At 42.4% G+C, this 14,040-nt stretch carries 12 protein-coding genes; 9 read left to right on the top strand and 3 right to left on the bottom strand.

The window, feature by feature from the left end:
* The first annotated feature begins 31 nt into the window (after nt 1–31).
* A complete protein-coding gene (gene recG / locus QUA23_RS09300; RefSeq protein ID WP_333075404.1) occupies nt 32–2,116 on the top strand; it encodes an ATP-dependent DNA helicase RecG in 2,085 nt (694 codons plus the stop codon).
* Nucleotides 2,117–2,244: 128 nt separating this feature from the next.
* Here the strand turns inward: recG and QUA23_RS09305 are convergent, their stop codons facing one another.
* From QUA23_RS09305 to QUA23_RS09315, 3 genes are all read right to left on the bottom strand, one after another.
* The gene (locus tag QUA23_RS09305; RefSeq protein WP_333075406.1) at nt 2,245–3,828 is read right to left on the bottom strand and encodes an ATP-binding protein; all 1,584 of its coding nucleotides are present in this window, start codon (nt 3,826–3,828) and stop codon (nt 2,245–2,247) included.
* A complete protein-coding gene (locus QUA23_RS09310) occupies nt 3,828–7,922 on the bottom strand; it encodes an N-6 DNA methylase (RefSeq protein ID WP_333075408.1) in 4,095 nt (1,364 codons plus the stop codon). The genes QUA23_RS09305 and QUA23_RS09310 overlap by 1 nt, the downstream gene beginning before the upstream one ends.
* A gap of 242 nt (nt 7,923–8,164) precedes the next feature.
* A complete protein-coding gene (locus QUA23_RS09315) occupies nt 8,165–9,160 on the bottom strand; it encodes a hypothetical protein (protein ID WP_333075410.1) in 996 nt (331 codons plus the stop codon).
* Between the two features lie 196 nt (nt 9,161–9,356).
* Here QUA23_RS09315 and QUA23_RS09320 point away from each other — a divergent pair, with 196 nt between their 5' ends.
* The 8 genes from QUA23_RS09320 to QUA23_RS09355 all read left to right on the top strand — a co-directional run bounded on the left by QUA23_RS09320 (nt 9,357) and on the right by QUA23_RS09355 (nt 13,964).
* The gene (locus tag QUA23_RS09320; RefSeq protein ID WP_333075411.1) at nt 9,357–9,851 is read left to right on the top strand and encodes a hypothetical protein; all 495 of its coding nucleotides are present in this window, start codon (nt 9,357–9,359) and stop codon (nt 9,849–9,851) included.
* Nucleotides 9,852–9,893: 42 nt separating this feature from the next.
* On the top strand, nt 9,894–10,145 hold the full coding sequence (locus QUA23_RS09325) for a hypothetical protein (RefSeq protein WP_333093857.1): 252 nt from the start codon (nt 9,894–9,896) through the stop codon (nt 10,143–10,145).
* A 3-nt stretch (nt 10,146–10,148) separates the two neighbouring features.
* A complete protein-coding gene (locus QUA23_RS09330) occupies nt 10,149–10,844 on the top strand; it encodes a siphovirus Gp157 family protein (protein WP_333075415.1) in 696 nt (231 codons plus the stop codon).
* Between the two features lie 105 nt (nt 10,845–10,949).
* The gene (locus QUA23_RS09335) at nt 10,950–11,222 is read left to right on the top strand and encodes a hypothetical protein (RefSeq protein WP_333075417.1); all 273 of its coding nucleotides are present in this window, start codon (nt 10,950–10,952) and stop codon (nt 11,220–11,222) included.
* 62 nt (nt 11,223–11,284) lie between these two features.
* Nucleotides 11,285–11,986 (top strand): hypothetical protein, encoded by a 702-nt coding sequence (locus QUA23_RS09340; protein WP_333075419.1) that lies wholly within the window; start codon nt 11,285–11,287, stop codon nt 11,984–11,986.
* A gap of 28 nt (nt 11,987–12,014) precedes the next feature.
* Nucleotides 12,015–12,218, top strand: coding sequence for a hypothetical protein (locus QUA23_RS09345; protein ID WP_333075422.1), 204 nt, complete (start codon nt 12,015–12,017; stop codon nt 12,216–12,218).
* Nucleotides 12,215–12,463 (top strand): hypothetical protein, encoded by a 249-nt coding sequence (locus QUA23_RS09350; RefSeq protein WP_333075424.1) that lies wholly within the window; start codon nt 12,215–12,217, stop codon nt 12,461–12,463. The genes QUA23_RS09345 and QUA23_RS09350 overlap by 4 nt, the downstream gene beginning before the upstream one ends.
* A gap of 214 nt (nt 12,464–12,677) precedes the next feature.
* On the top strand, nt 12,678–13,964 hold the full coding sequence (locus tag QUA23_RS09355) for an NF041680 family putative transposase (protein WP_333075425.1): 1,287 nt from the start codon (nt 12,678–12,680) through the stop codon (nt 13,962–13,964).
* Nucleotides 13,965–14,040: the final 76 nt, after the last annotated feature.

The following is a 14,040-nucleotide window of genomic DNA, read 5'->3' on the forward strand; positions in this document are numbered from 1 at the left end:
ATTTGAATTTGATAAATTTCCAACTATCATCATGAAACTGCATTCACCCATTTGCGATCTGCCAGGGTTAAATCCAAGCAATTACAAAATGCTAGAAAGGCTGGGTCTTACAACTGTACGAGACTTACTGCTCTACTTTCCCCGTGATTACATTAAGTATCGGCGAGTAAAAATTTATCAGTTGAAAGTAGGCGATTCAGTCACGGTTGTAGGTAAAATTCAATATCAGGAAGTAGTCAGTCCGCCTAAAAATTATCGGCTAACAATTCAGACTATTATTGTCAAGGACAAAACCGGTAAAATAGCCTGCAAGCGTTTCTTCAACCACCCGTACTACCAATCTAAAAAGTGGAGGAACGAGCAAGCCGCCACCTATGTTGCTGGAGGCATTGTTGCTATATCTGGGATAGTCAAGACCGATCGCTATTGCGGAATGACATTAACTTCCCCTGAAATCCGATTAATCGGTCTAGACGAAGCCAAGGATACGAAAAATTCAATTATCCCAATTTATCCTTTGACAAAGGGAGTTAGCAACGAAATTGTCCAAAATGCAGTAACCTCAGTTTTGGAATCTGCCAAGCTGCTAAATGACCCCCTGCCGCAGGAGTTCAGACGACAACACGGTTTGATGGAATTACAGAAGGCGATCGCAAACATCCACCAGCCCCCAGACGAAACCCAACTAGAAGCTGCCCGCCGTCGCCTTGTATTTGATGAGTTTTTCTATCTCCAGCTATCGTTTCTCGTGCGTCGCCATCGGCTTTTGGCGCGATCGGCTCTTACAAAAATAACTCCTGCTGGCCCTCTAATCCAACAGTTTTACTCTCAACTTCCCTTCTCGCTTACCTCAGCTCAACGTAGGGTCATTAACGACCTTCTCAATGACATGACTTCCAAAACGCCGATGAACCGACTGGTACAGGGGGATGTCGGTTCTGGTAAAACAGTTGTTGCTGTCGTTGCTATCCTCGCTGCCATCCAGTCTGGCTACCAAGTGGCACTTATGGCACCTACAGAAGTGCTAGCCCAACAGCATCACAGGAAGATTGCGACGTGGTTTGAACGCCTTGGCGTTTCTGTTCAATTGCTGACAGGTTCTACCAAAACCGCCAAGCGCAGAGAAATCCACACCCAATTAGAGACGGGTGAACTTTTACTATTGGTAGGAACTCATGCGCTTCTGCAAGAGAAGGTCAACTTCAACAAACTCGGTCTGGTAGTCATCGATGAACAGCACAGATTCGGGGTGCAACAGCGGCAGGATTTACTGAACAAGGGAAATAGGCCTCATGTACTAACGATGACCGCGACTCCTATTCCGCGTACTTTAGCACTGACCTTGCACGGGGATTTGGATGTCAGTCAGATTGACGAGTTACCGCCCGGTCGTCAGAAAATTCACACGAAAGTGCTTAATAAAAGCGCTTCAGCATACGATTTAATCCGCCTTGAGGTACTTCGAGGTCGTCAAGCGTACATCATCCTTCCCCTGATCGAAGAATCGGAAAAGCTAGATTTAAGAGCAGCGGTAGCAGAATACGATCGACTGTCAACTGAAATCTTTCCCGAATTTAGAGTTGGTTTGCTGCACGGTCGGATGACATCAGCAGAAAAAGATGAAGCCCTCAACTCATTCCGCGATAACAAAACCAAAATACTGGTTTCCACGACTGTTGTGGAAGTGGGCGTGGATGTTCCAAACGCTACTGTCATGCTGATTGACCATGCCGAGCGCTTTGGTTTAGCTCAACTGCACCAGTTAAGAGGTCGCGTCGGTCGCGGGTCTTACCGTTCTTACTGTCTGCTGCTCAATACCAGTAAAACAGCAGAAGCCAAGGCACGTCTTGAGGTGTTGGAAAAATCCACTGACGGGTTCTTTATTTCGGAGATGGATTTGCGGTTGCGGGGGCCGGGAGTTGTCATGGGCTACCGTCAGTCAGGAATTTCGGAATTTGCTTTGGCGAATATACTCGATGATGAGAATTTGCTGAATTTAGCTCGTTATATGGCAGTAGCGATCGTCAAAAGTAACCCAAATTTAGAGCAACATCCTTTGATGGTTGCAGAACTCAAAAGACGGGGGCTGACGAGTTGGAATGGCTCTTTCAATTAAGAACGAAAAAGCATCCGATTAGCGAGAGGCTGGATTAATCTAGTCAGCTCTACTTTTAAAGATCAGTAGATGTGAGCATTCTCATGTGTTTAACTTTACCTTATACATAATTTGCTCCTCTTGCTAAATTACGGTAACTCATGCGCCAACCTTTTGCAAAGTTCAATAGCAGATAAGCAAAAGGCAACAGCCGTTTCTAGAGAAACTTTTTGCCCTTCACTATGTTGGCCGAAGTCTCCTATAGCTTTGATGTGTTCTACAAGGAGAGCTGTTGGTTTTGAAATGAAATGAGCTTTTGAGCTTCTGGTTTTGATAGTGCCGCCAGTCATGATTATAAGAAGTCTACACTGACCACCTAAACTGCTTGGAACGTTTGGTAAATTCTCCTCCTCGGGTATTCGTTCACCTTTGACGCGCCAAAAATCGATCCAATCTTGCGGAACTTGGTGACTAGGAGTAAGCTCTGCACTCCAGATTAATTTAAGTGCTATATCAGTAATAGTGCGAAACCGCATTATAGCATCATTTGGTTCTGGATTTAGGTCTCTAATGGCACATTTGATCAAACGTTTCAAGTCTTCATCTACGGATACTTGTGCTAACCTCAATTCAAGTAAATTGCGAATGTTTCTTTCATAATTATTAATATCGCCAAATAAGCGTTGCAAATCAGTAACAGGAGCTTCTCGTTTTTTAGCGTACTTCTGCATTAAACGGCAATTAGCTGTTAATTTGCTGCCTGATGCCTTAGCATAGCCACGAGCTTCCAAAAAGTTGCGGCGATGCTCAGAAATTTTAGATAAAAGAATGTCATTTTTCGCAAGTTCGATTAAATCGCTTTGAATTTCTACCCCACATTCATCCCAAAGTTCGTCCAAAATAATTTCCGACTGGTTAAATACTTCTGTAGCTGCCTTGTCAATTTGCGTTTTAGAAATGGTTGTTCCCAGTTCAATTTGTTCCCAAAGGTAAGAGCAGAGGGTAGCAGCTAAAATTGGTACTCCTCCACTCCAATTACTCAGTTCTTTTTGAGCGCTCCTGTCAAATAAGATATTTCTATCAGTAAAAGGTGTTAATATTTCAGACCAGGTATTATCCTGAAAACAGTCTATTTTAAAGGGATTGGGGTTGAAGATATTCCAAAAATCTGATGTTTGTGATGCCTCAGTTTTACAAAGTTCACGAAGTGGACGGCAGCTTCCTGTAACAAATCGCAAACTTTCTTGCTCAGCAAGATATCTAAGCCTATCCCAGAGGTTGCGGGTTAGACTCGTAATCCCCAGCACTCTATCAAATCCGTCTAGCACTACTAAAAGTCGCTGATTTTCCTCATGCAAAAGTGCTAGCACTTCAGGGAGAATATCCCATAAATCCTCAGAGTTTGGCTCTATTTCATCAGCCAATTCCTTTTTTACTAGCAGGAGAGCAGACTTAATTTCTTCAGCAAAACGGCGCATAAACTCCCTATCAGAACTTGGAGTTTGATGACCGAGATCCAAGTATAGTGCTGAAATATAGGGTGCTTTACCAGCTTTGAAAGTAAGAGCAACCTCTTGAAGAAAAACTGTTTTACCAATAAACTTGTGTCCCACAATCTGCACATGGTCAGGAGATGGTTTGGTAAGCTGACGGTTTAGTTGCTCAAATAGGCTTTGCCGGCCACGACAAATTACTGGCGCTGTCCCCAATACTTGATACGGATTAATGGCCATTAAAATTTCTCCTCTCCTTCCTGCACTGCTTTTTTGCGCTGGTCTTCATGATCAACATTCCTTTTAATCCAGTCTCCCATAAGTGGAATCGCCAGTTTGTAGATATCTAAACCTCCGGTAGAGTCTAGTTCCAAAAGTTCAAGCTCTCGCAGAAACTCGATATCCTCTCCGAGGCGCTCCCCAGACGGTATAAGAACTTCTGCTTCTTCTAACTTAATCTCCAACAGAGCCAACGTTACTGGGTCTGGCTCTGGTTCAAGCTTATGACATAGTGACAGAATAAACCGTCGGCGCTCTGTGCCTGCGTAGTCCCATAATGTGCGGAAATGCTCATTGTCACGCACCATCTCATCAGCAGCAGTTTGCACAGCATCTAGGGTTATGGTTTGTTGATTAGTCTGAACGGCACGTTCAAAAATGCGGTTGCATAGAGACTGAATTAAGAAAGGTTGGCGGGCGCACAGCTCAACAGCGAGGTCTCGCGCTTGCTGAACGTAAACAAGACGACTTTCCACAGGCTCGGTAACAAGTTGGCGGGCGTAGTCTAATTCAAGGGGGTCAAGTCCTATACGGTAGCCCAAACCAAATAGTACAGACCAATATTCCTCACGCAAGCGCTTCAGACGGCGGGAACCCGTGATAATGCCGGACAATTGAGAATAGGTTTGGAACAAATAGCGGATGTTTTCTGGAACTTGGGGGTTAGTGACACCTGAATCGATGCCTTCTTGGAGTTTGTCAAATTCATCAAGCATGAACAAAATCCGCCGAGGATGTGCGACATCAAGAAGCAATTGCAGGAAAATTTCAAAGTCTTCAAAAGGATACTCGTTCGATAGATATTGGCGGAGCGAGCGTACAAACTGTAATTGAAAAGGACGGTTGGGGTCATAGGGTGGAGCATCAGGAAGCTGCACAGTAAGTCCTGCCTTGTGCGCTGCTATCCCAAGTTGCTTTGCCATCAGGCGAAACACCGCTGCGGTTGTCAGCCCCACTTTATCTGTATCGGCTTCTCCTCCCTGAAAAGAGCAGTTGACAACAATCCATCCGGGGAGTTTCTCGTCTCGCTCGAAGTGCTTCAAAATTGATGTTTTTCCAGTTCGTCGGTTTCCTTCCAAGAGAATCACATTTGCTTGGTATGGCGTTGCCAGTTGCCGTTTGATAGCCTCAATAACTTTGCTGCGGCCAAAAAACATTTCTTCGCGGTCAACAGGATTTCCCACAATGTATGGGCTTGCTCCCAAATCTACTTTTCTGGCAGATGACTCAAAAGCCTTGATACTAAGGGTTAGTGGACTTTCATGTTCTATTCTTTCACCAGTTAAAAGTTTGCCTGACCATAAAACTACAAAGTTAAGCATTCCCTCAACCTCTTGAGGTGGAATCACCAAACGCACATTTATTCTTTGCCCTTCACAAAGGTAGGGTATTTTTGCGATGCCCAATTCTGGGTGAGTCGAAACGTGGAATTGCCGAATTGGAATAACTCCTATGTTGTGCAGCGTCAAAATGACTTCAACCTGAGTTGCTGTAGGGATAACTGATGGATTTAAAGAAGCTTCAACACGGACATCTGTAACTTGTTCCTGTATTTGTCTATCCACAAGTTCGAGCAATCCCCTAGTCAATTCTCTAGCACGCTTAACTAATAGAATGTCGGATCTGGTTAATATCTGGAGCGTTTTAGTAAGGGAAAGTTTTGTATTAGTTAATACAGTTAATCGTGCCGTACCCGGAGGAATGTCCTCGAATCCTCCCATTTCTCGCAGTCCAGATGCTAACTCTAACAGCCAAGATGTAAGAATCGGGTCAGTTGACGATGAAGAATGAGCAATTTTATTTCGCAGCGACTCAACTACCTCACTGATTCTCAATAGCAAGGCAAGATTCGCTTCTTTATTAGCTGACAGTGAGCTATTTAGAACATCTTGAATGATCGGATCTGCTTCAAGCCAATCTGCAACTTGATCTAAATCTTCTTGGGTTAGACAAGCAATAAGTAACCTTGTAGCATTAAGCGCACCCTCCCAATTTCGTTTAGCAACACTTTCCTGAACTAGCAATGATGGAACAGGAACAGCAAGTTGTTGAAGTTCTTGGACAGGTAATCTGACAGAACCCTGAAGCATAGATGCATAATTTTTAATCCAGTTCTGGTAAATAGGCGCTCCAAGTAAAACTGACAAATAAGTAGCCAAGACTGGGATATCCGGTCGAATCCGAATAACTACTAAACTATTTGCTGCTACAGTACCGACAAGCTTTTGAGTAACTATTCCTACCTTGATTGGACTTTTAAAACTCTGTATCCTTGGGATGAGCAGGTCATTAGCTTGAAGTTGGTAACATTGTTGTTTTTGCGTTAACTGCTCGATATCTATAAATACTGAAGGTAAAAGGATTTTTCCGTCAGAAGTGATGTCAGATCCTCGAATCACTCTTGCTAAATTTTTAGATTGAGCTTCTTCAGGGGTGGAAGTAATAGAAGACGGATTTATAGGAATTCCAGTAAAAACTTCGGCAACTTCTTTTAGTTGGTTAATCGGAATATTTGGAGCAACAGAGCGAACTGTTTGGAGAAAATTTTCAAATTCATTATTTCCTTCCTCTTGGCTCACTAGCTGCCACTTTTGTTCAGACAGCTTTTTTACCTCTGTTTCCCAGAGATACTCGCTCAATTCTCCTTTGCGGAATTCCTGTGCTACTTCGTGCGATAACAATAATTCTGATTCTAATCTATTCTCCGTTAGGAAGGTTCCAAAATTAGAAGATTGACTCAAACGTATTGGTAACAACTTTGAAAATTGATGAACCTGGAAAAACCGCACTTTTCCCTGCGGTTTTATGCGAGAAAAAATGAGAATACTTGTTTTAATACCTGTATAGGGCAAAAAAGATTTTGAGGGAAGCGATAAGACTCCTTCAACGTTGTACTGCTCAAGAATTTCCTGACGAACCCGTTCTTCTGAGGTATTAAACAAAATACTCTCAGGTAATGCAACTATAGCACGCCCTCCAGGCCGAAGAACTCTCATAATATGTTGTAAAAAAAGTGCTGTATAAGAGGAGCCTTTAATAGGAAAATGGCTTGATACTTCTCGATTAACCATTCTGCTGAATGGTGGTACAGCTAAAATGCAGTCAAATCCTTCACCTAAAAAATTAAGTGAATGTTGGCTAATTGCTGTGTTTATGTGTCGAGAACCTTGAGGGCGTTGAAGTGCTTTAGAAATACTACCAGAAGCTCTTTGCTTCTGTATTTCCTGGGATGCTAAGTTAATGCCTGAACTAATATGCTTGATAGCATATTCAAGGGTGTCCCCTAACTCAAGCGCTGGATTATCTATACCAGCTAGCATCAATCGAACCATACCAATTACATATAGGAAAGGGTTAATCTCAATACCATAGATACTCTTATTTTGTAACTCCCACCAATTCCCTAATGATTGATTCTTAATCCTATCCTGTAAATAGTTTACACAACTAACCAAAAGACCTCCTGTTCCAAAACAAGGATCGTAGATGCGCTCTCCCGGCTGAGGTGAAGCTAACTCCACCATAAGCTCAACAACACTTGGTGGTGTGAAAAATTGTCCAGAATATTTCTGATTTTTTATCAAATTTTGTAGAATTCGCGTAAAAATCTCCCCAATAATCTGCCTATCTTGCAAAGTTTCTAAAGGAAGTCGATCTATTTGTTCAACTAAAGTATTAATACTTCTATCTGTTAAGTAATTGATTTGGATGTGGTTGCCCATAGTATGCAGAAAAGATCCCCAACCAGCTTTTGGAAGAGCTCTCAATTTTGGACTAAGTTCCTCTTGTATAAAATTCCGTAAATCCCTTCCTTGAAGTTGACTCCAGCTTTTCCAATTGAATTTACCGGGCAAGAAACGCCCGTAGTCCGAACCTCCCAGAGACTCCTGCTGAGATTCATAGAGGGATGCCCAACGTAGAAAAATGAGCGAAGCAAGCGGTGCAAGTAAATCACGAATTGGGTCAACCAGCTTTCCAGACCGACGAACCTCATTACTTGCTTGCCAAAGTGCTGTTTCAAGTTCTTTTAAATGCTCAAATCTATCTAGTTGCAAAATGTTGTTCCTATCGTTACATATAAAGCTTTTATCCAAGATACCCTTCAAACTAACCTAATTTTCGGTAATATCTGTAGTATAACTCAAGTTTGGACTATCGCACCTGCGGTGCGATAGTCCAAACTCGAGTAGTATAATCGCTCTACACCGAATTATGCTAGTTCATGGGGAGCGCACAAAATCATCGCTATTTAAAATTTTTCCATCTAGAACAGCTTCTTTTTTTTAATATATTAAAATTAAGTATTTAAATAAGATTTACGGAATTTAGTTTTAGCCATATAAATAGCTTGCTTAGTTGTCCATTGCTTATGTGGAATTAAATTCACAACTTTTTTTAATTTAACTAATCCTCTATAATCACCGGTGATTTGAAAAACGACTCTAGCGATCGCATTACAGCAAGCATCAGGATATTTGACAACTTGCAACTCAGAAAACCGAATCACCACCCAATTTCTTTCTAAAAAAAACCGATTGCGCTGACTGTCTTTATTCCTATCCACGCAATGATGAGGTTTTCCTGTCCGCCCATCATAAGGTTCATCAATCTCGATATCTATAGCTAAACCAGTCGGTTTATGAACCAAAATAAAGTCAGCGGTATAACGAAAAGATGTACCGGGTATAGGAAACTCACAACCCATACAGAAGTCATAAAAACTAGAGAAATAACGACATAAGTAAATAAAAAATTGCTTTTCACTTACCCCTTGCTGTACTCCTCCCTTACCCTGAGTTGCTGGCGGTTGAACAATCTTTTTCAACAAATTCTTAAGCAGCTTATATCGCTCCTGCAAAAGAGAATTATATTGCTCAGTTTCCTTGCCTTTTGACTGCCAATGACGCAATTGATAACTCTCGTATTCAGATAACTGTTGTTGATACTCAGCCAGTCGTTGCTTGTAGCGATCGCGCACTTGAAAATCAACAAACCGCAGATAGGAAAAAGTCGCCACTACACTCACTGACGAACACGTCAGCGATGACCAGAAAGCCATAACATTCATGCCAAACAGCCAGTTAACCAACATTACTACCGCAACACTAGCTATCCAAAGTTGAATTACCAGAAAATAACGAGAATTATTGGAAACTGGCTGTCGCGGCGGAAAAGGCATTTTTTTTGTAGAAGAAGCACTTTCTTCCAAAATAGGTATCGGGTTATCCGCGCAGAACTGACGAATGGAATCCGGGATAAGAATAACTGGGTAGAAGCCTCTTATTTGGCTCATGGCAATGCTTTTTGTAGGCTATCTATAAGCTCAAGATATGTGTATTTTCAGCCTTTAACCTATTAAATATGTGCGTCGGATCACATCATGCCAAGGAATTACAAACTTCTCTACCTAATTTCCGATGTCATCCACTTATAAATGGGCTAACGCCCAGACATTGGGGTGAAAATAATAATTTGGTGCGCCACTACTTATGCCTACAAATCAGCCAAATAATACACAAAAAATTGCCACAGACCGTCTCAAATCCACGCGGGACAAACTGACAAGAAAAATCAAATTGGCATTGAAGACTGCAACGCCTGAAGAAACTCTGGAAGTGTGGATGTTGATGAAACGGCAGGAACTCAAAAGAACGACTCCTGGGTTATCGGAACAGCAGATGGAAAGCGTCGTGCGATCGCTAATCCTAGAACTCGGCTATGACATCATCGCTACCTCAACTGCCTCACCTGCTGCTGCATCGCCAGAACCAGAAGTTCAGACAGATGAAAGCGAAGTGAATGACGCGGATGAGGATAACGATGCTGATTTCACTAACGACGATCTTGAAGGCGACGAAGATAACTTTTCAGAAGAATTATCAGATGTATCTGAAGAAAAACTTCCTTCTCGCAAGCAGCGGGTTCCTGCTTTGAAAAAAGTTGAAAGCTTAAGGGCTTCTACGCGAAATGGAAAGCACTATTAAGGTTTGTTGACTTTGAAATTCTAGATGAGGTTTTACACAACCGTGCCCATACAACAATGTGAAGCTGACGACACAACAAATACACTCATTTCGTACACTAATACTTCTTTGCTGGGAAGAGTGAATTTCAAATCCGACTCCCTAGAACTTATCCCAAAAACGGAAATTTTGGAAGTAGGCGATGATGATATTGACTCTAAGAGTTTGGAACACGAACTCACGCCAGAAACGCTAGCCATACTCGCTAGCATTGAAACTTTTGATGAGTATTTTCATTGTTGCGGAAGGTGGTAACTAATGTATTTAGCCAAAGATTCGTTAGCCAGATATTCGATACAAGCAGTCGAACTCTGGAATCAATTGGAAACTGCTGAAACTCCCGAAAAAGAGGAAACTATCCTCAAACAACTCTGGGAAATTCAGACAGACCAGGAAATTGTTGTTGACACTCAAGCCGAACTAGCAGACCAACTAGATGCTGAAATTTGTGCCGTCAAAGCACGCTTAAAACACTTAGTAGAACTGCATAATAAGGCAATTGAACGACTGGAACGGTGGCGCAACAGTCTAGATAAAACCCTACTACAATTTCATTCAATGGGAGTAATTCCCACAGAGATTGTGGGGATCTCGCGTCACATCCGACTCAAGGAAAATCCGCCGAGTTGCGAAGTATTAATCAATCCTTGTGAATTGCCAACAGAGTACCGCACGGAAAAGCTAGTTATTACACCCAACAAACGCAAAATCGTAGCTGATTGGAAACAAGGCATTCCCGTTGATGGCACTCGAATTGAGCGTAAACTCAGAGTTGAATACGGAATAGTACCATCAAATCTGACCTCTGCAACTGAGGTAATTTCAAATCGTGCTGCTGCACCAAATACTCAGGAGAATCATTCAACTATAACACAAAATAGTAGGCGAAAAGAAAAGGCGATCGCTAAAAGCGTTGATGGTTCTAACAAGAAGATGAAAGCACGAGCCGGCTAGGGGTAAATCTTCAAACAAGCGTGGGAGGTTTAACTAACAGCAGATAGTTGTTATCTCGCTATCTGCTAAACCTTTTTTTTGAAGTAATTTAGGACAGCTTAATCCATGAATAAACAAAACAACCATTCCTTTGACATTTCAACATTTGACACAATTACCTACCGGATTTATCGAGGAAAACTTGCCATCTTAATTGAGGATGGAGACAATCGCCTCGACATATCGTTTCCCATAAAAGATGGGAGATTATTCGTCCTCCTTGGTTCTATAAGAGCCGCTGTAGCTGAAGCAATGACCGATTACTTGGAAGTAGAAGCCTACGGGGATGAGCCGCTACTATTATTAAGTGGATCTTTGAATAAAAATAAGTTTAATTAATACCAATAAGGGGGGCTAACGCCCATAAGTAGTATGACAAGCTATTAAATAGCATAGCAAAAATGAAATGGTTGACACCAGAAGAGGCTGTCGCGGCTGCTAATTTATCGGTAACGAGCGAAGAGTTAATTGAGTATACAATTCAAGCCGAAGATGAAGAAACAATAGAGGAAAAATTCCAAAAAATTGGACTGATATTTGACCGCGATCGCTGGCAAGCCAAAAAACATTATCTAGGTCTCCTCTCGCCAGCTAAAGTTAAAAAACCAGTCGCTACTGAATCATCAACCTCTGCAAGCGATTTAGAATCAATAGATGATGATAATTTGGCAGAGGAAGATGAAGAAAATACTGTCTCTGAAACTGAAGAATCCCACAATTTACAATCCGAACATCAAGAAGAACCTTATATCTTAGAGAAATGTACTGTCGAACTGCACCTGACATTTAAACCAGATGACGGCCATCCAGACGGACGAATTGTAATTATTTCCGCAAGTAGTCACAGGGACTTTCCAGTTAGCGAAAAGATAAGAGAGTCATCATTGGGAGAATTACCGCCACCTCTCAAAGAACTGCTGAAGGAACTTGTAGCAGATTTTCCTAATTGCCAAGTGCGGCGACAGATTGCTAATGCTCGCAACCAAAAGAAAAGAAGCACTAACCAAAAGCAACCTGGAAGCGAAGCAAGTAGCACCACTACGTCTACAACTTCTACAGAGTCTAAAACTACTGGCACGCAACTGACCTTATTTGGGATTTGAACAACATACCTACTTGTGGAATAAAAAAATGACTTCAAAAAAGAAAGTGCTAATTTCCTTCGAGGGACAACAACATCCTGTTGATGAGGAAATAGCAAATGATGATAACGAGCTCCGCAAATTGCTCACAACTTATTACCCCGATTGCGCCAACGCCGACATCATTAGAAAACCTGGAGAATTGATTACAGTAGCCAAACGCAACGGCTCTAAAGGAGTAAAATACCCATGAAAATGACTCCTTTAGAATTCCTCATCAATGCACCAGAAGAAGTCAATCCTGCACTATCTATGTGCCGGAAACTACAACGGTTAGAGCTTTCTGGCGAACTCGATAGCGCGACAATGAAAGAAATGGTAAAAGCTATTGAGTTCGCTATTTCAAAAGGGACAGACGACGTGAGAGCAGTTGAGCAAACCAAGAAACGACTGTTAAATAGTCGCTCTGTAGCTGGTGCAGTTCCAATGGGGTTTTAATATGGCTGCAATTTGGAATGCTAAATCCGCTCTGCAAATATTACAGCAATGCCAACCAATCATCGACTTTAAATCAGCAACCGATTATTTGTTAGATAAACTGAACACCTGTAGTTTAGACTAAATAAAGATGAGAACGGTGGCTTTCAGAAGAACTAAAGCCACCGCGCCGGGAGAGAATAAGGGTGAAAAAGAAAACCTATCCACTCCCTAAATGAACAGTGAACGATTAAAGGACTTTCGTCAAGCAGCATACGAGTTATTGGTCAAAGCCAAGGATGCCACATTCGAGCTCATGGATGCAGTGATGACGACCAGGAATGCAGCCTGTTTGGCGGAATTTTCGCTCAATCCATTATTCCATCGTCAATGGCCAAGCGTCTACGAGGCATTGCAAGACTGTAGACCAGACCGGAAAAAACTGATGCTGCTGTATCTCCAGCAATTACAGGAGGAAGCACCCTCAACGGAACACGTTTTAGTGGCAATCGATCATACTGGATGGGGCCGACCAGATGCCAAAACATTACAAGACAGAACCCATGAATATCACCAAGGCGTAATTCTTGGGCAGGGGTACAGTACCATTGCGTGGATACCCGAAGCGCAAGGAAGTTGGGCATTACCCCTGCTCCATGAAAGAATTAGTAGTGGGTCTTCACCCATACTTCAAGCAGCTTCCCAACTCAAACTTGTCTGTCAACAGAGCATCAATCCAGTCTTAGCAGTTTTAGATAGAGAATATGGGAATGCAAATTGGGTACTGGCGCAAGCAGATATTCAAGCTGATTGCTTAATGCGAGTCCGAAAGAATGCCTGCTTGTGGTCGGCACCACCAGCCTATAGTGGTCGCGGTAGACCACGGAAACATGGGCCCAAAATGAGGCTCTCTGACCCAACCACATGGCTCGAAGCGGATACTGTGATTGAAATTGACGAACACCCTGATTTGGGACAAGTCCGAGTCAGTCAATGGCCAGACTTACATTTTTATCGTGCGGCCGAACAAAGAGTCAATTTAATCCTCGTCCAAAGAATGAAGCCCATGTCAAATGGTCAGCCGTTTCCACCCTTGTGGTTGGCTTGGGTGGGAGAACGAACTCTACCCTTAGAAACAGTCTGGTTTAAGTATTTACGACGTTTTGGGGTGGATCATTGGTATAGGTTTGCTAAGCAAAGATTGCATTGGACATTGCCTAACTTGAGAACTCCCGAACAATCAGAGCGGTGGAGTGATTTAATGCCATTGATAAGTTGGCAACTCTGGCTAGCTAGGGATTTAGTGGTCGAGAATGTATTACCTTGGCAATCGGCTACAAGCAATTTAACTCCTGGACGTGTTGCCCAATCAATGTTGTCGGTTTTAATTGACATTGGTACTCCCACGAAAATGCCTCAACAGAGGGGAAAATCCCCTGGCTGGGAAAAAGGAAGGGTACGGACCAAGGCACCGTGCTATCCCACTGTGAAAAAACGGGTTTCTCGACGCAAAAATTCTTAAAGATTAGTTATTTAATCTTCTTCCTCTTGAGTTTTTGAGTAACAGCTTGCCGGATATTTAAAGACGGCTACTTTTG

The sequence above is a fragment of the Microcoleus sp. Pol1C5 genome, from assembly GCF_036701115.1.
In the GTDB taxonomy this organism is placed as follows: Bacteria; Cyanobacteriota; Cyanobacteriia; order Cyanobacteriales; family Microcoleaceae; genus Microcoleus.